Origin of the sequence: Solibacillus daqui (assembly GCF_028747805.1) — a bacterium.
Classification (GTDB): domain Bacteria; phylum Bacillota; class Bacilli; order Bacillales_A; family Planococcaceae; genus Solibacillus; species Solibacillus daqui.
Genome location: NZ_CP114887.1, coordinates 2,311,232 through 2,336,117, shown reverse-complemented (window position 1 = coordinate 2,336,117; position 24,886 = coordinate 2,311,232). Strand labels below are relative to the sequence as shown.

Annotated in this window: 23 protein-coding genes and 1 riboswitch; of the genes, 18 read left to right on the top strand and 5 right to left on the bottom strand. The window is 36.6% G+C overall.

Going from position 1 to position 24,886, the window contains the following annotated elements; all coding sequences use genetic code 11:
* Nucleotides 1–162: 162 nt before the first annotated feature.
* The 3 genes from O7776_RS11295 (at nucleotide 163) to O7776_RS11285 (ending at nucleotide 4,523) form a co-directional block, all read left to right on the top strand.
* On the top strand, nucleotides 163–690 hold the full coding sequence (locus O7776_RS11295) for a dehydrogenase (RefSeq protein WP_274307169.1): 528 nt from the start codon (nucleotides 163–165) through the stop codon (nucleotides 688–690).
* A gap of 882 nt (nucleotides 691–1,572) precedes the next feature.
* A riboswitch (glycine riboswitch) is annotated at nucleotides 1,573–1,649 on the top strand.
* A 149-nt stretch (nucleotides 1,650–1,798) separates the two neighbouring features.
* On the top strand, nucleotides 1,799–3,136 hold the full coding sequence (locus tag O7776_RS11290; RefSeq protein ID WP_274307168.1) for an amino acid permease: 1,338 nt from the start codon (nucleotides 1,799–1,801) through the stop codon (nucleotides 3,134–3,136).
* Nucleotides 3,137–3,641: 505 nt separating this feature from the next.
* Entirely contained in the window at nucleotides 3,642–4,523 is an 882-nt protein-coding gene (locus O7776_RS11285; RefSeq protein WP_274307167.1) for a DMT family transporter, read from the top strand.
* A 70-nt stretch (nucleotides 4,524–4,593) separates the two neighbouring features.
* Here the strand turns inward: O7776_RS11285 and O7776_RS11280 are convergent, their stop codons facing one another.
* Genes O7776_RS11280 through O7776_RS11270 form a run of 3 tightly spaced genes read right to left on the bottom strand, consistent with a single transcriptional unit; the run spans nucleotide 4,594 to nucleotide 7,250 of the window.
* Entirely contained in the window at nucleotides 4,594–4,767 is a 174-nt protein-coding gene (locus O7776_RS11280) for a hypothetical protein (RefSeq protein ID WP_274307166.1), read from the bottom strand.
* A 5-nt stretch (nucleotides 4,768–4,772) separates the two neighbouring features.
* A complete protein-coding gene (locus O7776_RS11275) occupies nucleotides 4,773–5,969 on the bottom strand; it encodes an MFS transporter (protein WP_274307165.1) in 1,197 nt (398 codons plus the stop codon).
* Nucleotides 5,970–5,978: 9 nt separating this feature from the next.
* Complete coding sequence (locus O7776_RS11270; RefSeq protein WP_274307164.1) at nucleotides 5,979–7,250, bottom strand: helix-turn-helix domain-containing protein; 1,272 nt, start codon at nucleotides 7,248–7,250, stop codon at nucleotides 5,979–5,981.
* A 211-nt stretch (nucleotides 7,251–7,461) separates the two neighbouring features.
* On the opposite strand from O7776_RS11270, the gene O7776_RS11265 reads away from it, so the two are divergent.
* The 8 genes from O7776_RS11265 to O7776_RS11230 all read left to right on the top strand — a co-directional run bounded on the left by O7776_RS11265 (nucleotide 7,462) and on the right by O7776_RS11230 (nucleotide 16,528).
* On the top strand, nucleotides 7,462–8,013 hold the full coding sequence (locus O7776_RS11265) for a GNAT family N-acetyltransferase (RefSeq protein ID WP_274307163.1): 552 nt from the start codon (nucleotides 7,462–7,464) through the stop codon (nucleotides 8,011–8,013).
* A gap of 211 nt (nucleotides 8,014–8,224) precedes the next feature.
* Nucleotides 8,225–9,130: an ABC transporter ATP-binding protein gene (locus tag O7776_RS11260; protein WP_274307162.1), complete on the top strand. Its 906-nt coding sequence runs from the start codon at nucleotides 8,225–8,227 to the stop codon at nucleotides 9,128–9,130.
* Nucleotides 9,117–10,055, top strand: a complete 939-nt coding sequence (locus O7776_RS11255) for an ABC transporter permease (RefSeq protein ID WP_274307161.1) — start codon at nucleotides 9,117–9,119, stop codon at nucleotides 10,053–10,055. The genes O7776_RS11260 and O7776_RS11255 overlap by 14 nt, the downstream gene beginning before the upstream one ends.
* Nucleotides 10,056–10,223: 168 nt before the next feature.
* Nucleotides 10,224–10,724, top strand: a complete 501-nt coding sequence (locus tag O7776_RS11250) for an RNA polymerase sigma factor (RefSeq protein ID WP_274307160.1) — start codon at nucleotides 10,224–10,226, stop codon at nucleotides 10,722–10,724.
* Nucleotides 10,717–11,637 (top strand): hypothetical protein, encoded by a 921-nt coding sequence (locus tag O7776_RS11245; RefSeq protein ID WP_274307159.1) that lies wholly within the window; start codon nucleotides 10,717–10,719, stop codon nucleotides 11,635–11,637. Before O7776_RS11250 ends, O7776_RS11245 begins: the two co-directional genes overlap by 8 nt.
* 220 nt (nucleotides 11,638–11,857) lie before the next feature.
* On the top strand, nucleotides 11,858–13,528 hold the full coding sequence (locus tag O7776_RS11240) for an FAD-binding protein (protein WP_274307158.1): 1,671 nt from the start codon (nucleotides 11,858–11,860) through the stop codon (nucleotides 13,526–13,528).
* A gap of 165 nt (nucleotides 13,529–13,693) precedes the next feature.
* Entirely contained in the window at nucleotides 13,694–14,929 is a 1,236-nt protein-coding gene (locus tag O7776_RS11235) for a DNA polymerase IV (RefSeq protein WP_274307157.1), read from the top strand.
* Nucleotides 14,930–15,064: 135 nt separating this feature from the next.
* The gene (locus O7776_RS11230) at nucleotides 15,065–16,528 is read left to right on the top strand and encodes an MFS transporter (RefSeq protein WP_274307156.1); all 1,464 of its coding nucleotides are present in this window, start codon (nucleotides 15,065–15,067) and stop codon (nucleotides 16,526–16,528) included.
* A gap of 42 nt (nucleotides 16,529–16,570) precedes the next feature.
* On the opposite strand, the gene O7776_RS11225 is transcribed toward O7776_RS11230, so the two are convergent.
* Nucleotides 16,571–18,313, bottom strand: coding sequence for a protoglobin domain-containing protein (locus tag O7776_RS11225; protein ID WP_274307155.1), 1,743 nt, complete (start codon nucleotides 18,311–18,313; stop codon nucleotides 16,571–16,573).
* A gap of 243 nt (nucleotides 18,314–18,556) precedes the next feature.
* On the opposite strand from O7776_RS11225, the gene O7776_RS11220 reads away from it, so the two are divergent.
* The 7 genes from O7776_RS11220 to O7776_RS11190 all read left to right on the top strand — a co-directional run bounded on the left by O7776_RS11220 (nucleotide 18,557) and on the right by O7776_RS11190 (nucleotide 23,628).
* A complete protein-coding gene (locus O7776_RS11220) occupies nucleotides 18,557–19,006 on the top strand; it encodes a protoporphyrinogen oxidase (protein WP_274307154.1) in 450 nt (149 codons plus the stop codon).
* Between the two features lies 1 nt (nucleotide 19,007).
* Complete coding sequence (locus O7776_RS11215) at nucleotides 19,008–19,940, top strand: TRM11 family SAM-dependent methyltransferase (protein ID WP_274307153.1); 933 nt, start codon at nucleotides 19,008–19,010, stop codon at nucleotides 19,938–19,940.
* A 166-nt stretch (nucleotides 19,941–20,106) separates the two neighbouring features.
* Nucleotides 20,107–20,541, top strand: coding sequence for a MarR family winged helix-turn-helix transcriptional regulator (locus O7776_RS11210; protein ID WP_274307152.1), 435 nt, complete (start codon nucleotides 20,107–20,109; stop codon nucleotides 20,539–20,541).
* Between the two features lie 51 nt (nucleotides 20,542–20,592).
* Nucleotides 20,593–21,576 (top strand): ring-cleaving dioxygenase, encoded by a 984-nt coding sequence (locus tag O7776_RS11205; protein WP_420802115.1) that lies wholly within the window; start codon nucleotides 20,593–20,595, stop codon nucleotides 21,574–21,576.
* A gap of 49 nt (nucleotides 21,577–21,625) precedes the next feature.
* The gene (locus O7776_RS11200; RefSeq protein WP_274307150.1) at nucleotides 21,626–22,228 is read left to right on the top strand and encodes an alpha/beta hydrolase; all 603 of its coding nucleotides are present in this window, start codon (nucleotides 21,626–21,628) and stop codon (nucleotides 22,226–22,228) included.
* A 121-nt stretch (nucleotides 22,229–22,349) separates the two neighbouring features.
* Nucleotides 22,350–23,288: a ribonuclease Z gene (gene rnz / locus O7776_RS11195; RefSeq protein ID WP_274307149.1), complete on the top strand. Its 939-nt coding sequence runs from the start codon at nucleotides 22,350–22,352 to the stop codon at nucleotides 23,286–23,288.
* Nucleotides 23,289–23,397: 109 nt separating this feature from the next.
* Nucleotides 23,398–23,628, top strand: coding sequence for an acyl-phosphate glycerol 3-phosphate acyltransferase (locus O7776_RS11190; RefSeq protein WP_274307148.1), 231 nt, complete (start codon nucleotides 23,398–23,400; stop codon nucleotides 23,626–23,628).
* Between the two features lie 53 nt (nucleotides 23,629–23,681).
* Here O7776_RS11190 and proC read toward each other — a convergent pair whose 3' ends face one another.
* On the bottom strand, nucleotides 23,682–24,488 hold the full coding sequence (gene proC / locus O7776_RS11185; protein ID WP_274307147.1) for a pyrroline-5-carboxylate reductase: 807 nt from the start codon (nucleotides 24,486–24,488) through the stop codon (nucleotides 23,682–23,684).
* Nucleotides 24,489–24,886: the final 398 nt, after the last annotated feature.

The following is a 24,886-nucleotide window of genomic DNA, read 5'->3' as shown; positions in this document are numbered from 1 at the left end:
ACGAAAAAGGATAAATTCTCTGATGAAACTTACATGTATAAGGTGTTCAAGTTCGAATAAAACGATACATTTTATTGAATTGTTTAGATAAGAACAGAGGAAGGCTGAACTTTTTTGCCGTTCATGCTACTAATCCATTACTAGAAAAGGAGTTGATTTTTATTGAAGAACTATTTCTTATTATTAAGCATATTACTGGGAACTTTTTTAGTAGGATGTACAGAAAAACAGAAAGAACCTGATACAGATGAAGATGTATCATCTCCAATTGAACAGCCTATAGATATAAATGAACTAAATTATGAATTACTAATGCACTTGGAATTTATACCACATGAAGTAGGGACTTCTATGACATTAATTCAAGATGAAAAGCTATATCAAAGCTGGGCAGAGATATTCCACTTTGATGAGACACCTGTTATTGATTTTGCAACAGAAGAAGTATTATTTGTGACAGAATATTCAAATGGCTGCGGGCTAGTTTTTGATACGTTAACGCAAAAAGAAGATACGCTTCATGTGAAGTTAAATTTCCCTGAAGAAATTCGTACACAAAAATCAATTGCATGTAATGATATAGCAATGCCAAATTCATATGTAATCAAACTAAAAAAGACAAATGCGACAAAAGGTACATTAGAAGATCCGTACGCCATTCGATTAGAAAATGTAAATATAGAAATTTAATGACCTCACAATGAGTATTTTTCAATACAAAATTTAGAATTAAGGACACTCAGATAATATAATTCGTTCTGCTACGCTACGGGGCATGCTTTCCTGGGGGCGTGGCTACAACTAACTATATGCTTGCCACTACGGCGGCAAGTATATAGTGGATTTTCCGCACACGCTTAATCCCCAAGGAGTCCGCCCCTTCTCTTCGCGGCACTCTACTATAAAACTAGAGTTGGTTATTATTACAAAGTGTTTGAATTAAGTGTGCTGAATTGAACTTTGTAATTGAAATATAGTCTACATTCGTCTAAAAATGATTTTATTTACAGAGCTAATTTTTAATTATAGAGAAAATGTTATAAAAAACGTACTACTTTATCCATCACCGCCGCCTCGCGATAGCGCAAGCGGCAGCATTTTGCGCTATTAACTATATAGGAAAAAGTAACATTTTAGTTTTGCGGGCCTTGCATGCGGCATTAAAGACAGTAGTATGGACACGTACCACGTGACCATAATGCTGTCATGCCGTAGCCCGCCAAAATTAAGTAACACTGCACTTAATCCATTTTTTGTTAGTAAATTTGCTCATTATCATTAATGACATTGAAAGGTTTCACTGAAAACTCAATAATTATTTTCAATGTAACATTTTTTTGCATGTAATATTGCTTTTATTTGAGTTGAATTTGTTGAAAAATCGATGTATTTGCTAATTCTCTAGTCGTCGTGTTAGTCGAGGTTATTGTAATAATGAAAGATTACTGCTAGTATTAGTTATTGTACAATAATAGTATTGGCGCGAACAATTCTGTGGATGGAAGATGCCGGAAGCGAATTGTACAATTGAATATTATCAAGCAATGATCGCTGTGGATAACACTACAGACGGGAGCAGTTTCTGGAGAGAGCGCATGAAGCGTCGCCGAAGGGTTCACTATCTCAGGCAAAAGGACAGAAGAGTAATGAGAGACGTTATTATTCTTACGTAAACAGGGACTAGTCAATATACTAGTCCCTTTTCTAATTTTCAGAAAAATTACTTGATGACCGCGAAGATAACTATTATTTGAGCCACAAAAGTGGTATGCAAATATATCTTTTGGAGGAAATCGTCTTGGAACAACCAGAATTAAAGCGCGACCTTAAAAATCGCCATGTACAATTGATTGCGATTGGTGGAACGATCGGAACGGGGTTATTTTTAGGGTCAGGGAAAGCGATCGCACTAGCAGGACCATCCATTATTTTTGCCTACTTAATCGTTGGTATTGCCTTGTTTTTTGTTATGCGTGCGTTGGGAGAATTACTACTTTCGAAAGGTGGCTATTCATCATTTACTGAATTTGCCACTGAATATTTAGGTGATTGGGCAGGCTATGTAACAGGCTGGACGTATTGGTTTTGCTGGATCATGACAGCGATGGCCGATATTATTGCGGTTGGTATGTATACACAATATTGGTTTGATGTACCTCAATGGGTGCCGGCAATTGTATGTTTAGTTGTGTTATTAGCCCTGAACCTATTAACCGTTAAATTATTTGGAGAATTAGAGTTTTGGTTTGCGTTAATTAAAATCATTACGATTGTTGCATTAATTGCGATCGGAATAGTGTTACTTGTTATTGGTTTTGAAACAGAATCAGGCAAGGTAGCCGTATCGAATCTTTGGGAGCATGGTGGGCTATTTCCGAACGGAGCATTTGGCTTCTTAATGGCATTCCAAATGGTTGTCTTTGCATTTGTAGGTGTAGAGCTAGTGGGTGTTTCTGCAGCAGAAACAGCAAATCCACAAAAAAATATTCCTTCTGCCATTAACAAAATTCCAGTACGTATTTTATTATTCTACGTAGGTGCGTTATTCGTTATTTTAACGATTAATCCATGGGATACTTTAAGCGCAGCAAGCTCGCCATTCGTGCAAGTGTTTGCATTAGTCGGCATTCCTGTTGCAGCAGGCTTAATTAACTTTGTTGTGTTAACATCTGCTGCATCAGCAGGAAACAGTGGGTTATTCTCTACAAGCCGAATGCTATTTAGCTTAGGTAATAACAATCAAGCACCGAAAGCATTTGGTAAGCTAAATAGAAATCACGTGCCGCAAAATGGATTGTTGTTATCTTCAATCGTCGTTTCGATCGGTGCATTACTAAGCTATTTAATGCCTGAAAATGCATTTAATGTCGTGACAACAATTAGCGCGATTTGCTTTATCTGGGTATGGGGTATCATTTTAATCTCACATATACTGTATAAAAAACGTCATCCTGAATTGCATAAAGCATCGATTTTTAAAGCGCCTTTAACGCCATTTGTGAACTATGTAGTCTTGGCATTTTTCGTATTTCTACTAGTAGTAATGGCCATTTCTGAATCAACACGCACAGCGTTATTATTAACACCTGTTTGGTTTGTCATGCTATTCGTGATTTATTTTATGCGTAAAAAATAGTTAGAAGGATTTGTCCTAGAAGTATTTCTGGGACAAATCCTTGCGCCGAGGTTGGAGGCTAGCGCGAAGCTAGTCATGGATGCGTTGTCAAAGGATTTGACGCTTTTAGCATTCGCTCTTTCCTTCTAACCACCGCAGAAGCACTGCCCTTAAGCGGTTTATTTAACACATGAACGATGGTCAGCCCGAAAAGTATATACTTTTCGGGTTGATCTTTATTTAGATTACGTCCCTAACATTTGAATATGCAAAAAGAAAAACAAAATGTTATTCGTAGATTTTGTTTTAGATCAAATCAATAGTGAAAAATAGTTGTCCAGTTTTCGCTCGAAATTGGATAGTTTCAGTTGATTGCGGATAAAAGCTACTGAATAACTAAATATACAGAAAAAAATTTTTTTCGGCTATCGAAATTCTTGTTATGATGGTAACAGTTTTGTTTATTTGAAATAATAACAGTTTGCAAAATGTAGCAGCTTGTTCATTTCTAAAAGGAGTTTTATCAGTGAGTATTAAAAAAGCGAATTTTTTATTAGTACTAGTTACGGTAGCGTGGGGAGCATCGTATTTATTTACAAAAACAGCTGTGATGGAGCTAGAGCCATTTACATTGATTGCCTACCGTTTTTTAATAGCGTTTGTCATTACGGCAATCGTATTTTGGAAACGAATTAAACAGGTTACAGCACAAACTATTTTGGCGAGTAGCTTACTTGGTTCTATTATGGCATTAGTTTGTATATTATTTGGCTATGCACTAAGAATTACAGATGCCTCTGTTGCAGGATTTTTAATAGCAACGACAGTTATTATTATTCCATTATTAATGATTGGTATAACACGTAAATTACCAACTCGACAAGTCATAACAGGGGGAATAATCACATTAGTTGGCTTAGGGCTTTTATCGTTAAAGGGTTCGTTTTCGATTAGCTTTGGCATGGCGCTATGTTTAATAACGGCGTTTTTATATGCTGTACATATTATTTTGAATAATCATTTCGTTCTAAAGCATGATAGTTTACAGCTTGGTGTGTTTCAATTATTTTTCACAGGTTTCTTTAGCTTAATTGGAGCATTGTTAAATGAACCGCTCGTATTACCACAAACTGCAAATGGGTGGGGCTCGTTGTTTATGTTAGCGATTTTTTGTTCAGCCTTTGCAATTATATTACAGTCTATTGCACAAAAGTACACAAACGCAGTGTCGACAGGGTTCATCTTTTCGCTTGAACCAATCTTTGCGGCCATGTTTGCCTTTGTATTTTTAAATGAGAGAATGAACGGACAAGAAATGCTAGGGGCACTCTTTATTTTTGTGGGTGTGTTAGCAGCGAACTATACACCGCCAAAGGTAAGGAAGCTTCAAGTTAATATGCAGAATTAAGACCGTGTTTTATGGCTTTTGATTTAATAGGGGTGTGCTGAAGGTTATTTGACGAAGCACACCCCGTTTTTTAAGTTAATTTACTAAATAATTGTGCGCGAGCCTCTTGATATACTTTTGCATCACATTGCTCGCATGAATATTTTCCTTGCATATTTTGCTTAAATAATCGATATTTGTTCGAGCCTTCTTCAACGAAAAAAACCTTTTTACAACAATAACAAATCGTTTCGTATCGAAACATAGTTTTTATACCCCTATCCTATTTTTGTTAACGCTTATAAAGCGATATAGCACACAAGCTAAAGTAAACGCTATTAAGGAGAACATGCTTGTCGCCAGTTGGATTGAAAACCATTGTGCACATAATCCGATTATTAGCGTTATAATAATTTGTAATATGCTCTCAAATAGCGAAAGTGCACTTGTAAATCTCCCCAAAATTTCAGTTGGAACCCTATTTTGATAGATAGTCGCATACCCGGTATTGCTAAACGACATGAAAAAGCCAAGTAGGATGAAAGCAATAATCGCAAGTATTAGATTGGGTGAACCATAAAATATCGTATAGCAAGCTAAAGTCAATAATAGCCCAGCTCCAATATAAGTTGAGATTGATAGCTTCCTGACAAAGCTTGCCGCTGCAATGCCCCCAACAATAGAGCCAATCCCAGTAACCCCAACAATGACACCATAAGATGCATCAGAAACATGGTGGAAATCTTTTAAAAATGACATCTCCTGTGAATCAAGTGCATGGGCAATCATCAAGACGCAGCTATACAACACGAAAAATTGTAACAAGCTTCGATGCTGTGACATCACCTGCCATACAACCTGAAAATCTTTACGTAGAACGGTTGGAGAAATGATTTTTTGTCCGTCCGTAACACGCTGTGAGATATTAGGTAACAAGTACATAAAATAGGCACTAATTAATAACATACAACTGTTCACCCAAATCGTGATAGATGTATTTGTCATTGCAATAATTATGCCACTAAGTGCAGGACCAATCATAAAACTACCTGAACTTAAAATACTATTAATCGCATTGAAACGCGGTCGGTCCTGCTCGGTAACCAATTTAGTAATCATATAAGTACTGCTTGGTTGTGCAAAACTTGCGGAAATATTTGTTAAAAATACAAAGCTAAAAATTATCCATATAGATGGTGCAAAAGGTATCATAAATACAACTATTGCTCGAAACACATCGCTCAATATAAGAATAATACGTTTATTTGAGCGATCTACAATTGAGCCAACAAAGAAGCTTGCAACAATTCGAGCAATTGGGCCAATCATATACAAACCAGCAACCATAGTGGGGGATTCGGTCATATGCCAGACTGTTAAATTCAATGCAATTAAATAAATCCAACTGCCAAGTCTTGAAATACCTTGACCAATCCACAATAGAAAATACTCTTTTTTATAGTTCATACATCACCTCTATTTGCTCATTCGTTCGCGAATTTTTTCACTAGCCTGTAGCGCTAATTGATAGCAATTACTTGCTTGTTTATATGCATGTAAGTTTTCATAAAATCCTGCCCAAAGTGGTGCGTAAAAAAGAGTGAGTGCAAAATATTGTTGCTGTTCAAAATGCGGAAATGCTTGTTCCTCTAATTGTTTGAGGTCGGATATTGAACATTCTTTTTCACATGCATAGGCAAGGAGTGCGCGTTGGTGTAAATGGTGTGGAACAGAAAATTGGGCTTTGTCGTACTTATTTAATAAGTGATTTAGCTGTGTAAAATCTTGCAACTGATAACATGTGCGCATCCAATTAATGACGGAATGTAAATCGTGCTCATAGTGCTGCGCTAGTGCATAATGCTTACAGGCTTTTTCGAAATCCTTTTGGCATTCATAGCAATACGCAATATTGTTATATATTGAACTAAATTGCATAGGTGTTTGAATAGATGGCACATGGTTCAGTAAATTTAATCCAGCGTTATATTCGTTTAATGCTTCGTTAAAGCGATTTAAATCATTGAAAATGACACCTTTCATAGAATAAAGCTTTAGTTGAAATAGTGGTTTAAATAAATGACTGATATGATTTGTCGCCAATTCAATATGATCTAGTGCTTTTTGAAATTGATAGCTTCGGTGATTGGCAAATGCAACATGATAATGATAATTTGCCTGCTCAAAATCACTTGCCCGTATCAAGAGCTGTGCGTTGAAGTTATTTTGTTCTCGATCGGCTAACTGTTTAAACTCTAAAAAGGACAGGTGTGCAAATGCTGTTATCGCGATATAAAGTGATGTCATACGGTCAGTATTATATGGAATAAACGGCTCTAGCTCGTTTAAAATAGAGCTAGCCATTTTATCTTGCTTAATCGAGAGTAAATAACGGCAATAAATGAGCTTAGCAATTAGCTGATGATCAAATAGCTGGAATGTTTGCTCGTATTCTTGAAGCAGTTTGATTTCTTCGTCAGAAAGCGAATCGTTTGATAAAAGCTTTTCGTAAATGACTTCATACGCCTGTAAGAAGTGCTGCTCTTGATGCATCGTTTCGGTTAAACTAATGCTAAGTCGATTGAATAATTGCTCGTACAAAGCATATTCGGCAATGACAATCCCATTTTCGATACGACTTAAATAGGACGGTGTACAAATGCCGAATGCGACATCATCCTGCTTAAGCTTTTTTTGCTGGCGTGTATATTTGATTAATTTTCCCCATTGTTGCTCAAGTGTTTCCATTGTGTTCACCCCTTGGAATTATTTTACCAAAATATTCTCGGGAAAAATTGTGAAATTCTAGAAAATAAGATGAGCTCAAGTCATTATTCGAAGAATACTTACACAATTCGAACAAAAGAATCATGTTAAACTATTGCATAAAAAACAATCGCTCTATATGATTAGAAAAATACTATAGAATTCTTTGTTTTTAGATTAGGGGAGAGCATGTATGTTTTTTTATGAGGTCGATAATGAGATTCAATTAAAGCTTGTAACGCAACAAGATGCAGAGGAAATCTTTGCATTTGTAGACCGTTCTCGTGATTATTTACGCGAATGGCTAGGCTGGGTAGACAATACAAAAACGGTAGAAGAATCACGCAAATTTGCTGGGTATAATCTAGAACGTTTTGCTAAACGTGAAGGGCTCGATACAGCAATTTACTATAAAGGACAATTTGTTGGCAAAATCTCTATCAACACAATCAATTGGTCGTTAAAAAAATGCGAAATCGGATACTTTTTAGATGAAAACTTCCAGGGAGAAGGCATTATGACACGCGCGGCAAAAGGAATGATTGATATTGCCTTTCATGAATATAAATTGGAAAAAGTAGAAATCCGTGCTGCAGAGGGCAATAAAAAAAGCCGTCACATTGCGGAGCGTTTAGGCTTTATGTTTGAAGGAACAATTCGCAATGCTGAATGGCTATATGACCATTATGTAGATCATGCGGTGTATGGGTTACTTGCAGATGAATGGATTGGTGAATATAAATAATTTTTGCCTCGTCGAAAAAAGAATTTGACGGGGCTTTTTGTTTGTTGTGAAACGGTGAATTACTCGTCACATTTACAGAAATGAGTAATTATAAAAGAATGAAAAATGGAAATTTCATCTTTTTTGAAACTATTTTCCTTTTAATACGTATGTATGAAGGGAATGGTAATAGCTATTATACGTTTTACGAAAGAAAGAGTAGGTGGAATAGGTGACACAACCAATTGTAGAAATTAAGAATTTGAACAAAACGATTAAAGGCAAGCATATTATTAAAAACTTGAATTTAACGTTTTACCCTGGTCAAATTACCGGATTTTTAGGGCCAAATGGTGCAGGGAAAACAACAACCATTCGAATGATGACGGGTCTGATGCATCCGTCTGAAGGGGAAGTAATTATCGATGGTCATTCGCTTTCTAAGAAGTACGAGGAGGCGATTAGTCATGTAGGGGTAATTGTAGAAAATCCTGAAATGTATAAGTATATGACGGGCTATAAAAACTTGCAGCACTTTGCCCGTATGCATAAAGGGGTTACGAAAGAGCGCATTGATGAGGTCGTTGCTCAAGTGGGCTTAGAAAACCGTATTCATGAAAAAGTAAAAACGTATTCACTGGGGATGCGTCAACGACTTGGTTTGGCACAAGCAATGCTACACCGTCCGAAATTTTTGATTTTAGATGAGCCAACAAACGGACTAGATCCAGCAGGTATTCGCGAATTTCGTATGTACTTACGACGAATTGCTACTGAGGATAATGTGGCGATCGTTGTATCAAGTCACCTATTATCAGAAATTGAGCTGATGGTTGACCGAATAGCTGTTATTCAAAATGGCGAATTAATCGATTTACGCGAGCTAGAGCAACAGGCTGCAACACAGTACTTGATAGAAGTTGGTCAGCAAGAGCAGGCAATTGCGCTGTTTGGTGACAAGCTAACAAAGCAAAATACAGGCTTCTTACTTGATTTAACGAAAGAAGAAGTGCCAGCAATTGTGCGTCAACTAGTGGAAGCGGGCATTGATTTATACTCGATTCAGCCTGTACAAAAACGTTTAGAAGATCAATTTATTGAAATGACAGGTGGAGGTGCGATCGATGCAATACGTTAAAAATGAATGGATTAAAATGTGGTCGCAAAAAAACGCCTGGATTATGCTTGTTATTGTATTAGGGTTATTAGCATTGGTGACAGGGATTAATAAATATTATGAAGAACCTTCTGGTACTGAAGCTGAACGTCTCAAGGCGAACGAGGTTCATTTAGCAGAATATAAAGAGTTGGCATCAGCTGCACAAGCTAATGGTGAAGATCTATCCTATTACAATGAGGAAATTGCAAAAATAGAATACCGTATCGCAAAAGATTTACCATCTGCACAATCAATGAGCCTAAATGAGCATTTGAATTTTACTTTAAGTATATCGATTATGATGATTAGTATTTTTACAACGGTAATTGCAGCAGGGATTGTTTCGAATGAATTTGGTACAGGGACGATAAAAATGTTATTAACGCGTCCAGTGGCACGTTGGAAAATCTTGTTGTCAAAATTGGTTGCTTCATTACTTTATGGCCTTACGTTATTAGTGATTGCCTGTACATTTACAGCAGTGCTTGGCTTCCTATTATTTAATAATGATAACGCCATTACACTATCTATCGTTAACGGCCAAGTAGTAGAGCAAGCAATGGAAAGCGAATATTTTGCAATAATTGGCTATTCACTAGCTTCGATTTTAATGACAACGATTTTTGCGTTTATGGTTGGTTCATTATTTGGTTCAAGTACATTAGCAGTAAGTTTATCGCTATTCATATTATTAATGGGCCAAACAGCGACAATGTTTTTATCGAAATACGATTTTGCAAAATACATTTGGTTTGCGAATGATTTATCGTACTATATACCTGGAAGTAGCCCGATGATTGAAGGGTTAACACTTGGCTACTCGGTCGTAGTGAATATTGTGTATGCCATCCTTTTCCTAGCCATTACATTTGGTTACTTTATGAAACGTGATGTCACAGCATAAAATGATACTTTGATAAGTGGGATATTTATGGTCCTTTAATGCGGGATAAATAGCAGGAGTTCTTACAATGTAAATTTGTAAGGGCTCCTTTTTATTGGAAAAATATTTTACAATGTTTGAGTAAAATGAATTGTTCAGTCGTCTAAGTATTAAGGAAGGAGGCGCAGTATGTTTGATTTGGAACAAGATTATGCACGTTATCATGACAATATTTTTCGGTTTATTTATTTTCTGACGTTAGATGCATCACTTGCCGAAGATTTAATGCAAGAGACATTCATTCGTGCGTTTAACGGAAGACAATCCTTTCGTCAACAATCTAATACCTTAACATGGCTAAGAACAATTGCAAGAAATTTAGTGTACGACGCTATGAAACGTAAAAAAATAATACGCTTTATCACCTTTCAAAAACAGCATCAGCCTTTGCAATTGGCATTAACACCAGAACAGTTATTACATACAAAAGAAGATATTCGAATGTTGTATGAAGGAATTGCGAATTTGAAGTTTGAGTACCGTGCAGCGATTGTTCTACGGAAAATTGAAGAACTGAGTATTAAAGATACTGCAGATATATTAGGATGGAATGAGGCGAAAGTGCGCAATAATACGGAACGTGGCATGAAGGAGTTACAAAAGTGGATGAGGGGTGAACTTGATGGATGAACAATTCAAAATTTTGCAAGCACCTATAAGAACATCAGAACAACAAATGCACAGCCTAAATCAAATCAAAGGAAAGATCAAACATCGACAACGCTTTCAAAAACTGCAACTGATTGGAACGAGTTTTACAGCAATAGCACTTATTTTTATTTTAATGACGTTGTTTACAACTAAAAGTGAGCCACTTTCAAATCAAGCGGCCGCATCAGCGTCATTACAAAAAGCCTATTATTTTTCTAATCATTCGGAACAGCCAGTTGTCAATATTGATAAATGGTATTACACCTCAAAATCTAAAATAGCAAACAAAGATTTAGATTTGCTAGTACAACTGGCAAAGCAAGTAAGTCAGTCAAAACAATTATATGATGAACAAAAGTTACCGTCAGCCTATCGAGATTTTATATTGCTTTATGACGATGGCACAAAGCGTTATTTGCAATATTGGACAACGATTATCAATGACCGACATGAACAGTTTGTGATGGATGCAGCTACGAAAAAAATGTATGAACTAACATCAACTGAAAGTGTGCAGTTGCAAAAGATAACGCGAGGTTCAAATATTTTTGTAAATTTAGTAAAGCTAGTTACTTTTGTGCTAGTAATCACTGTGGCACTATCTGTGTGCTTGCGATTTAATTTACTAGGAAATACAAAAAAGCAAACATCAATGAAAGTTTGGAAGAAATTTGTAATGGGCTTAGGGGCTTATATGTATGTCGTGATCGTACAGGGGCTTAGTCTCTATTATTTTGGCGCATTAAACGCGTTATTTTTTGGAGTTTTATTATTCCTGCCATTTGTGCTATATCATTGGAGACAATTTGGGAAAAGTAATTATCAAATATCTACGTGGGTACTTCTGATAATAGCATTTGTTATAGGTTGTTATATTTTCATATTTACCTAACTCCCTGTAGTTCACTTTGTATATATCACAGACGAAAAATCTATAGTTTTCATTTAATAAAACGCCTGTTCACCTAGTGTGAGCAGGCGTTTTTTCGAATGAATTTTTGCAAGCTTTCATACATTGTAATAATAGCTATTTTCATTATAATTTGTTAACTATATTCCAATTTATTGTAAAATATAATAAAGGTAAAAAACAGAGAATATGGGGTGTTTTGGTGGAATGGAATGAACAATTTGATGTTGTCGTAGTGGGTTCAGGAGCTGGAGGAATCGTTGCTGCGATTACAGCTGCCAACAAAGGATTAAAGACGCTATTAATTGAAAAAGGAACATCTTGGGGCGGTTCATCAGCACTTTCTGGTGGTGGGCTCTGGATCCCGAATAATCATGTTTCAAAAAAGGTCGGCTTACAAGATAGTGAAGAAGAGGCACTATTGTATATGGATACTGTGATTACGCATGATGGACCAGGGGCAACACGTGAACGTAAAATTGCATACGTTCAAAATGGGCATAAAATGGTGCAGTATTTGGAGGACTTAGGGATGAAATGGGTTGCAGGTTCGCAGTATCCTGATTATTATCCAGAGCAACCAGGTGGCAAAATTGGTCGTTCAATTGAAGGTGCCATATTCGATGCGAAAAAAATAGGTGCTTTAGAACGGACACTGCGAGCAGGCGAAATTGATCCACCAATTCCGCTGTATTCAGGAAAAGTTGCCTCGTTACCAAAGGCGTTTACGAATGCGAAAGATTTCGGCACGGTTATTGGTATGTTTGCAACGGGTTTTAAGCATAAATTAAAGGGCGAGCGTGCGATTTCAATTGGTGCCGGCTTAGTAGCAGGTTTATTAAAAATAGCGTTAGAGCAAGGGGTTAAATTACGATTAGCTACTCCATTAAAAGATTTAATTTTTGAAGATAATCAAGTCGTAGGTGTAGAGATTGAGCACAATGAAGAAACTAGCTATATTCAGGCGAAGGCCGTCATTTTAGCGAGCGGTGGTTTTGAGCGCAACCCTGAGTTACGAAAAAAGTATCATAATATTGGAACAGACTGGACTTCTGCAAGTCCAGATAATACGGGGGATATTTTGCTTATTGCACAAAAATATGGTTTTGATACAGATTTGTTAGATGATGCATGGTGGGGCCCTGCAACGCTTGACCATAACGGTGCGAGGAAGTTTTTAGTTTATGAACGTTCAATGCCACATAGTATCATTGTGGATCAGACAGGACAGCGCTACTTCAATGAATCACAAAGTTACACAGATGCCGGGCATGCCATTTTAGAGCGTCAACTGGAAACTGGGAAAGCAATTCCTTCTTGGCTCATTATGGAAAGCCGTCATCGCAATAAATATATTTTCGGCGATATGCTACCACGTATGACACCGAAAGAGGCGATTGAAAAAGGCTATATTAAAAAGGCAGAAACAATTGAAGAATTAGCGGAAATTTGTGGGGTTGAGTTGGAAGGGCTTCAACTGACAATCGCTCGCTTTAATGATTTTGCTGAAAGAGGGATTGACGAAGAATTTGGACGTGGTAATTCAGCGTATGATAACTATTACGGTGATCCGAACTACAAAAATCCAAATTTAGGAAAGCTTGAAAAGCCACCATATTATGCGGTCAAGATTTTCCCAGGTGATTTAGGCACAAAAGGTGGAATCGTGACAAATGAACATGGGCAAGCATTGAAAAATGGTCAAATTGTAGAAGGTCTATATGCTACAGGTAACTGTTCAGCTTCAGTTATGGGGCGTGTATATGCTGGACCAGGTTCGACATTAGGACCGACGACAGTATTTGGGTATATTTCGGCAAATCATATTCATAATCATTTAGCAGTGCCACAAGCTGCATTGGTGAAAAAATAATCAATTATGGGCTTGTCTGGAGAGTGATTTCTGGGCAAGTCCTTTTTGTCCGGGATGATGGCTAGCACGCAGCTAGGCTTACAATTGACCCCCATCACACCACCAATAGTTTATTTTGAATGTTGGCTTCGTTCATATTAAAATAGAGCTAACGGAGGTGGTAAGATGGCAGGACGAGTTATTTTTCATATTGATATGAATAGCTTTTATGCTTCAGTGGAGCAAGCACATGACCCGTCGCTGAAAGGGAAGCCAGTAGCAGTAGCTGGCAATGAAAAAGAGAGGCGAGGCATTATTGTGACGAGTTCGTATGAAGCACGTGCTAAAGGCATATATACGACGATGAATGTAGGAGAAGCAAAACGAAAATGTCCAGACATTATTCTATTACCACCAGATTTTGCGAAATACCGAGTGGCGAGTGCGGCAATGTTTGCGATTTTACGTAGCTACACGCATTTAGTAGAACCAGTTTCAATTGATGAAGGTTACTTAGACGTAACAGAAAGCGCGAAAAAAAAGCACCCTATGCAACTTGCTGAGGAAATTCAACAACGAATATTTCATGAGCTCGATTTACCGTGTTCAATTGGAATTGCACCGAATAAATTTTTAGCAAAAACAGCATCAAATATGAAAAAACCAAGAGGAATTACAGTACTTAGAAAGCGTCAAATTACTGAACTTTTATGGCCGCTACCTGTATTAGAAATGCATGGGGTTGGGGAAAGCACGTCAAAAAAATTACAAGCACTCGGTATTTATACAATAGGTGACTTGGCAAATGCACAGGAACGAGTATTACAAAAAGAATTCGGAAAAAACGGTGTACGGCTGCATAAACGCGCAAATGGAGAAGATGGGCGTGAAGTAGATCCCAACGCAATTTTTGATACAAAAAGTGTCGGAAACTCCACAACTTTACCACGTGATGAAACGGAATATTATATTTTAAAAGAAACATTTGAAAAACTTAGTCGTAGTGTTGCGGAACGTTTGAAAGTAAAATATTTAGCAGGTACTACCGTAAGCATTCAAATTCGTAATTTTGAATGGCAAAACCAAACTCGTAGTAAATCGTTAAAAACGGCTTTACAGCACGCGGATGAAATTTTTGAAATCGCATGGAGTCTATTTTTAGAGCACTGGGATGAAACGCCGGTGCATTTAATAGGGATTACAGTTTCTAATGTTGTGGATCAGGCGGATTTAACAAAGCAGCTAAATTTATTTAATTTTGAACAACATATTAAAGATGAGCCAATTGTGACATTAGTAGATAATATGGAGAAAAAGTTTGGTAAAGGGGTAATTCAGCGCGGCGTTCGTGTTAAAAAGAAAAGCTATGCGTCAAATACAAGCTTTAGTAAAGATTTTTTAGAAGATCATCATCAAAAATGAGCACCGTGCAATATTGCATTTGTGCTCTTTTTGTAATAGAAAATTGATCTTTGTGAGAATTACTATCATTTGAGTAGAGAACTGGCAAAACAGCATGCTATAATAGAAAGGATCTTTACGTATCAGGAGGAGAAAATGAAGATTCATCCGCTACGAATTTTACGCATAATAGGTGTACTTGATGGACTCTCACTTATTACATTATTATTTATATCAATGCCCTTAAAATATTTTGCTGATTTACCGTTATTTGTTACAGTGAACGGAAGTGTTCATGGTGGCATATTCATGTTGTATGTTTTGGCAATTGCAATTGTACAACTGCGTATTCAGTGGGGAGTTAGCTGGTCGTTACTTTCCGTTTTAGCTGCCTTTATTCCATTTGGCAATTTTGTTTTAGATGTTAAGCTAAGAAAAATGGAAAAAACAATGCGTGTCAAACCATTTCCTACACACTGGTTAGTTTATGCGATAATATTCTTTTCGTTTTTTGATTTATTTGTTCAATTACCGATTATGAGTACATATGCGTTGTCTGTTGGTGCGACAACATTTATTGCAGGTATAGTTGTTGGGTTGTATTCGTTTATGAATACGTTTGGCAATATTTTTTCAGGTGTATTTACGGATAAAATTGGGGCGATTCGTATTTTAGTTTTTGGCTTATTTACTTCATCAATTTCCCTTTTTTGCTACCAATTTGTTGATAGTCCTGAAATATTGTTATTTGTCCGTTGTATTCACGGCTTTAGTAGTGGCTTTATTACACCCGCTGCGTTTACATTACTTGCCAATATTCGACGTGCAGATGAGCAAGGAAGTGGTAGTGCTGTTACAGGGGCATTTGTGGGCATCGCCGCAATTATTGGTCCGGCTACAGGCGGCATTTTAGCAAGTAAAATTTCAGTTCCGAATGTTTTAAGCTTTGTGGCAGTTTATGGCATCATTTTATTAATAGGTTTGTTCTTGCTTTTACGTAAAATTTCGTTGCCAATGCGTGTAAAGAAACGAGTTAATGAAAAGCTGAAATGGAATTTAGGTATTATGAAAGCTTATGGTGGGGCATTTTTCTTAATGTTTTCGCAAGGTGTTCTGGCATATTTACTGCCCATTCATATTCAAAATTTAGGATATAGTTCACGAATGTCCGGCACATTATTAAGTGTTTTTGGTATTGTGGCTGTGTTAATATTCATTTTGCCAACAAATCGAATTTTTGATTTTGTCAATGCACAAATCACATTGTTAATAGGTGTAGTGCTTTTAGGGATTGCTCAAATTGGCATCGGATTCGCTGAAGACATATTGTGGTTATATGGGACGTTAGCAATGTATGGGGTAGGCTTTGCATTTTTATTTCCATCGATTAATGCTGTTTTAATTGAGGCTACAACTGAAAAAACGCGTGGAAAAGCATATGGCTATTTTTATGCATTCTTTTCAATAGGTGTGGTTGCTGGATCTGCCATATTAGGGACGCTCAATTTGGTTGGAAAGCCAGGTTTTCTTTTTACCGGAGCAGTGTTATTTATTTTTAGTTTGTTTGTATTGGTTACATTAATTGCAACCAAAGTACCGTTATTAAAAGCACGTACATAAACGAAAGAGGGCACCCAATGATTTGGTAGCCCTCTTTTCGCTTTATTTTATGACATTTGGTTTCTTGCTGATTAAAATCCGTTGTAATTCACGTAGTTTTTCAATTACGATTTGTGAATTATTTGTAATCTCTTCTAAATATTGCTGAGCGCGTGATTCTTCGCTATTATGGAATGCTTGTACGGCTTTCTTGGCAAGCTCATGAATATGAATGAATGGCTGTTCTAATTCACGATAAGAAGGTTCATTCCCAAGTAAACTTTTCCCTTTTCCATAGTACCATTCACCGAGACGTGATTGCTTTGGTGATTCTACTTGATCGACAGTCATTTTTTCAAATCCGAGCATTAAGTTATAAATGCGCCAGCGCCATAATAAATGATCCGTAATTGCCAATTCTATAATATCTTCTTGACTAATGATTGCATTTTTGGCAATTGTATTCGTACGAAAATGGTCAATCATTTTACTTAGTTGGTAAATCGCTAAGCCGGTTTCGTGTACAATCGTTTGGCTGAACTCCATATTTTTCGTAACGTTTTTGTTGCTGTCAGTAATTGTATTTGCCGCTACTGACTGTGACTTTGTATTTTTTACAATTTCGTTTAAACGTTCACCTTGTATATGGAAGGATTCATTTAATTGGCGTAGCGTTTCAAAAATGTGCACGGTGTTACCTACACCTTTATGTAGATCCTCTGATAAACTTGTCGTTAGTGAACGGATAGTTAATGTGATTTTTAAAAGCTGCTGAATATCAGAGGTAATGGTTGTAATCGATTGTTTAATATCATCTGAAAGGCGGCGTACATCTGAAGCAACAATTGAGAAGCCTTGACCGGCATCACCAGCTCGTGCTGCTTCAATCGACGCACTAAGCGCTAAAAGATTAGTTTGTTCAGCAAATGCTTTAATAGTATCAGCTAGACGAGTTACATTATGAACACGTTTTACAAGCTGCTCGATTTCAAGTTGAATGGCTATTTGCCCTTTGTCAGCGGTCGTTAAAATTTCGGAAACTTGCTGTAATTTTGATAGATGCTCTGCCATTTTCGAGATTTGCGTACCAGTCTGTTCGTTAATATCACTAACAGTGGATGCAATTTGTTCGATACTGATATCAAGTTGCTGCATAGCACGTTCAGTTTCTAAAATTTCGTAACTTTGATTACGTTGGAAATGAACAAGCTCTTTTATCGATTCAAGTTTAGTATTATATGAAATAATGTCACCAAGTCCTGTGACAACTGAATTAGCTTGAATTTCGATATAAGTTTCTACTATGATTTGTTGATCAATCGTCACTAAGCTTTCATAGGCAAGCAATACATCAGTCATTTTCGCTTGATTTTTATAGAGTTTTTTTACAATCGCAGGGCGAATTAATTGATTGATTAATGTGTAAGCAGCGATCATCCAGTTTGGTAATACACCTATTCGTGCATGGGTATATGCAATTTGGCGACGTTTAAATACATAATCAATGTCGAGATCATCATTAAATAAGCTCATAAAATGCTTATCAAAGGTTACTTTTAATCGTTCAACGGTAGAATTTGCAGAAATAATTGTGCGAAAAATTTCTGTTTGTAACAAACGATCATAAAAACTCGTTAAAATATAATCGCGATTTTCTATGTATATTTCTTTTAAAATACCAACAGATTCCCGGCGTTCCCGAGTTAAAGCTAAAAAGTCGAGTTTTTCTTTGAAGCGTTCATTTGATTGAATATCGGAATTATCTGCAGTTGTAAAATAATCGGAGTAATTCATTTTGTTGGACATGTAAAACTTCACGCTCCATTTGAATAATATATAAAATATTATAATTTAAATCATATTTGGAAGCTACTGGAATTAGTGAACACTACTTATTATTTGTGACAAAACGACATAATTATCAATGAAAAGACAAATTCATATATGCTATTTATCACCTGTGTTTGTAATGCAATGAAATGAATTGTCGTGTATACTAAACAAGGTGAAAATTTAGAAACGTTGAACAAACTGAAAGGACTTAGAATCATGGTGAAGTTACATTTAGAAGTATTGGAAAGATGCAGTAAAGAAACTGAAGATACAATTACTGCAGAAGGATTAGCATTTGCATCAACGCCAATTGCATATTTAAAGGAAAATCAAGGTGAGTTTATTTATGTCGAATGCACTCAATTTTTAGATATTCGTATCGATGCAGTTGCGTTAGAATTTGATGACGCCTTTAATCTATATACCGCATTATTTGGATTGAAGCTACAAAAGAAACATAGCGAGGCAATCCGAAAATATTTAAAAGCCAACGTGAAATCAGTTTTAGGTAGTAGCAGCGCGGCATTCTCTGGTCAAGAAGGACTTTGGGAATTAAATATAGCCGTAGATTGCATTGAAGGATTTAATGATTCGATGTCAATCGAGGAAGTATGTGAATTCCTGTATCATTTTGTTGCGCAATTATTAACGACAGTTGACGTCTAATATGCAATATTTGTATAGCTTTGCTTGGCAAAAGGACGAATTTGAGATTTCACGTTTAGAAATGCGCACGTTTTTTAACTTCGACGTGGAAGACAATGTTTTAATTAGCGAGCAAAAAATAGAACCAAGTCGTAGTCCGTTTGTGCGAGAGCGTTTAGATATTTGGGCTCAAGGTACAACAATTGAACAGTTGGTTGGCTTTGCAAAACAAATACAGCTTGGTGACAAATCATTTAAAATTCACGCTTTAAATAATAGTGAAGATGCAATTTTACCAAAGCTTACACGTACAGTTCGTAACGATATGATGAGAAAAATTGGTTTTGCTATTGATGCTGAGCCTGATTTAGATAATCCAGATCTATTAATTGGATTAGTACTGTATAAGGATGTCTACTATTTAGGTGAGTTGGTGCATGGCGAAGCAGTGTGGCTGCACCATATGCAAAAGCCTGAAATGTATTCAACGGCACTAAGTACACGAGATGCACGAGCAATTGTAAATATTGCGGCTCCATTTCCACAAGGGTTAAAAGTGATTGATCCATGCTGTGGTATTGGTACTGTGTTAGTCGAAGCAATGAGCATGGGGATTCCTATAGAGGGGCGAGACATTAATAAGCGTGTTGTTTGGGGTTCACGCATTAATTTACGACACTTCGGATATGAGCCAAGAGTGGAAGTTGGACCAATTGAAGAAGCAAGTGAAGGCTATGATGTGGCCATTATTGATATGCCATATAATTTATTTACGCACATATCAGAAGATTTACAGCAAAGCATTATTACGAATGCACGACGCATTGCAAAACGTGTCATTATCGTGACAATTGAAGCGATGGACGACAAAATTACTCGTGCTAATTTAACGATTACCGATCAGGCAATATTAAAAAAGGGTACATTTGAACGCCAAGTATTAATTTGTGAATAACAATAGAACACTTCATTCTAATTTAATATGGGATGAAGTGCTTTTTTTTTTAATAAATCGAGCACTAATTAATCTTACATAGGTTGACATGATGTTAAATCCATGATATATTTATCTCGAATTAAAGATAAATGAAATCGAAGTTAATTTAAAAGGAGGGGCAGTGATGAGCCAGTATGATTTGCAGTTAAAGGCATTTACAGTTTTGAACCGTGCTGCAAATGCAAGTCAAGAAGTAACTAAAAAACATGCTTTAGCAAGCAATTTAAATTTAACAGAATTTGCAGTTTTGGAGTTTCTTTATCATAAAGGTGAGCAACCTATTCAAATTATCGGCAAAAAGGTATTAATCGCTAGTAGCAGTATTACGTATGTCGTAGATAAGCTCGAACAAAAAGGCTTTGTACATCGAAAATCATGTGCAAATGACCGACGAGTAACCTATGCGGAATTGACAGATTTAGGTGAACAACAAATAGCAGAAATATTTCCAACACATGAACAAAAAATTTCAGAAATATTCGAAGTGCTTTCAAACGAAGAAATGGAAACACTAATCATACTTTTAAAACGAATTGGACATCATGCAAGTAGCATATAAAAAATTTTTTGATTAAATATCTCGAAATCGAGAAAAATGGAGGAAACAAAAATGAACCATATTAAAGGTATACACCACGTAACAGCAATTACAAGCAGTGCAGAAAAAAATTATGAGTTTTTCACATATGTATTAGGAATGCGTCTTGTAAAAAAAACTGTAAACCAAGATGACATTCAAACATATCATCTATTCTTTGCCGACGATAAAGGCTCTGCTGGGACAGACATGACATTCTTTGATTTCCCAGGAATTCCAAAGGGGGTACACGGAACTGATGAAATATATAAAACGGCATTCCGAGTTCCAACAGATGCTGCACTTGAATATTGGGTAAAACGCTTTGATCGATTAAATGTAGAACATGAAGGAATTCAAACGCATTTTGGAAAGCAAACGTTATCCTTTGTAGATTTTGATGATCAACAATATATGCTTATTTCTGATGAAAACAATAAAGGTATTGCATCTGGAACACCTTGGCAAAAAGGACCGATTCCATTAGAATTTGCGATTACAGGCTTAGGACCAGTTCAAATTCGTATTTCTCGCTTCGATTATTTTAAAGAGGTTCTTGAAAAAGTAATGGTTATGCGTGAAGTAGCAGTAGAAGGCGATTTACATTTATTCGAAGTAGGCGAGGGTGGTAATGGTGCATCGGTTATCGTCGAAGAAAATACAAAATTAGCGCCAGGACGTCAAGGTTTTGGTACAGTACACCATGCGGCATTCCGTGTAGAAGATACAGCAGTATTACATGAATGGATTGACCGTATGGAAAGCTTTGGCTTCGGTACATCAGGTTATGTAGATCGATTCTTCTTTGAATCGTTATATGCACGCGTTGCACCAGGCATTTTATTTGAATGGGCTACAGACGGTCCTGGATTTATGGGAGACGAGCCATATGAAACAGTCGGTGAAATTTTATCATTACCACCGTTCCTAGAATCAAAACGTGACTATATCGAAAGTGTTGTTCGACCAATTGATACAGTACGATCAACAAAAACAATTGAAAAAGAATACGAATAAATCGTAGTGTGAATGTAAAAAATTTTATATTGGATAGGAGCGGTTATAGGTGCATCACATTTTTAAACAGGGTAACAAGCAAAAACCAGTATTCTTATTGTTACATGGTACAGGCGGTGACGAAAATAGCTTACTTGCATTAGCTGAAATTATTGACCAAGAAGCTTCTGTATTAAGTGTCCGCGGAAATGTATTAGAGCATGGCATGCCAAGATTTTTCCGTCGTATTGCAGAAGGTGTATTTGATATGGAAGATTTAGCTGCGCGCACAAAAGAGCTATATGAATTTTTAGATGAAGCTGCTACAAATTATGAATTTGAACGAAAGAATGTCATTGCCATTGGCTATTCAAATGGGGCGAATATTGCCGCAAACTTGTTATTTGATTTTGAAGATGCGTTAACAGGTGCGATTTTGCATCATCCAATGGTTCCTAACCGAAATGTGAAAATCCCAACTCAACAGTCGAAGGTATTTATCGCTGCAGGGGTGAACGATCCGATTTGTCCTCAGCATGAGGCAACTGATTTACAAACAATCCTTGCAAATGCGGGGGCCGATGTAACGCTGGAGTGGGAATCCAATGGTCATCAACTAACAATGAGTGAAGTACAAAAAGCAAAAGCCTGGTATGAACAGTCTTTTGCATAATAATAAAGAGCTAATACTGTTAATTCGTATTAGCTTTTTTTAGTATTCGCACTTATAATAAAAAGCAATAATCGCTTCATTCATGAGGCACAATACGTATTCTCGTGATTGGAGGACGACAATGCAATTACAATTTTTAGGTACTGGCGCAGGGATGCCGTCAAAGGACCGCAATACAAGTGCACTAGCAGTAAAATTATTAGAAGAACGTGGCTCAATTTGGCTGTTTGATTGTGGTGAGGCAACACAACACCAAATTTTACACACTACGATAAAACCACGGAAAATTGACAAAATTTTTATTACGCATTTACATGGAGATCATATTTTCGGCTTACCTGGATTTTTAAGTTCACGCTCTTTTTTAGGCGGAGAAGAATTACTAACGATTTATGGGCCAAAAGGGTTGCAGCAATGGGTTGAGCAAACGTTGAAGTTATCAAAAACACATGTTACTTATTCGATAGCGTTTGTTGAAGTTGAAGAAGGAATCGTTTTTGAAGATTCACAATTTATCGTTCGTGCGATGCCGCTTGAGCATGTTATTGAATGCTTTGGATATCGTATAGAACAAAAAGCACTGCCAGGTGAACTGTTAATCGACAAAGCTATTCAACTTGGTGTGCCAAAAGGTCCGTTACTAGGAAAACTAAAGGCCGGCGTTGATATAACTTTAGATGACGGCTCAGTTGTCCTTAGTAAAGAGGTTACGACTGAACTAAAGCAAGGCTTTACCGTGACAATTTTAGGCGATACGAAGTTTTGTAGCAATGCGATTACATTAGCAGAAAAAGCTGATATCGTTATTCATGAAGCAACATTTGACCATTCAACCATTGAACTTGCGGCACAGTATGGTCATGCAACGAATACAGAGGCTGCAAAAGTAGCGCAGTTGGCAAATGCCAAACATTTAATATTAAATCATATTAGTGCGCGCTTTTTAAAAAGTGATTTAATTCCGTTTTTAAAGGAAGCACAAGAGCAGTTCCCAAATACATTTATCGCCAACGATCAAACGCAATATGAATTGCGCCAACATCAATTACTTGAACTATAACAGATAAAGGATAGAGGTGCTTCAATAGCGAAGTACCTCTTTTTATATTTAGAAAATTATAGTAATATCGCGTAAAATTACGTTATAATGAGTAAAAGGGGGATGAATTATGCAACAACCAACAATTACACCAAAGCTCTTACGACTACTTGTGATTTTTCCAAATGTAATGAGCTATATTTTACTATTTGGCGTAGTTATTTATATTCGAACAAATTTAGAATTTTTAAAGGCAACAGGCGGATTAACAATGTGGGTAGTATTTGCTGCATTGCTTGGTCCAATTGCAATTTATACTACATATAGTATTGTTAAACGTATTCGTAATGGTTCTATATAAAAAGAAGGCTTCATTCATTCACAAATAAATGTGAGTGAATGAAGCCTTCTTATCTATTCTCCACGTGCCAATTCACGAGAGCGATTTTCGGCACTACGAATACAGTTGGCAATTGCATCATTAAATGCCATCGCTTCTAACGCTTTTATACCTGCTTCTGTAGTACCTCCTGGACTTGTTACTTTTTTGCGCAGTACCTCAGGTTCTTCATTTACGGATTTTAGCATTTCTGCAGAGCCAGCAATCGTCTGTATCATTAACTCCCGAACAATTTCTTTAGATAAACCAAATTCAGCACCTACACGTTCAAATGCTTCAACTAAATAGTATAAATAAGCAGGACCGCTACCGGAAAGTGCGGTAACTGCATGTAGTTTATCTTCTTCCACTTCAATAACAATGCCAACCGCTTCGAGCATTTGAATATATTGTGCATGTTGTTCATCATTGATTAATTTATTAAACGCAATTCCAGAGGCTGACATACCTATAGTTGCAGATGTATTAGGCATGACACGAGCAATCGGACGCTCACCTAGATGTTCTTCTATTGTAGCAATACTAATGCCAGCTAAAACAGAAAGGATAGAAACGTTAGGTTCAATAAATGGCTTTATAGCATCCATTGCAAGACGTGCATCTTTTGGCTTCACCGCTAAGATAATTAAATCTGCCCCTGTTAATTGTTCATAGCCTACTAATTTTTGAACGCCGTATTTTGATGATAATTGTTGTAATCGCTGTTGATTGGAACGATTAGATATATAGACACACTCAGGTTGAATGACATTATTTTCTACCCATCCATGTATAAGTGCTTCCGCAATTGAACCCGCACCAATAAAGATAATTTTTTGCATAGTACTTCCTCCACATCTTTTTTCAAAAATAAAAAGCGCTCTCGTCCTATATATAAGGACGAAAACGCTTCAAGTTTCCGCGGTACCACCTAAATTCACACATATTGTGTGCAGCTTCAACCTTCTTATCGCGAAGGGGACGGTTATGTTGTCATAACAGCTCAAAAGGAGGTTCGATTATTTTAGCGGGCTATGCCGATTTCAGCAAAGACGACACTCTCTATAACCATAAAATAATGTACTTAGCTTTTTCATTGCATATAAATTTATAATTATCAAAAATTATAGTTATGTAATGAAAAACTGTCAAGTAAAGACGTGACGAAAATAAAAAAAAGGTGTAAAATAAATGAATATTCATTCATTTGTACATATACGAGCAGTATAAGGGGGATTCA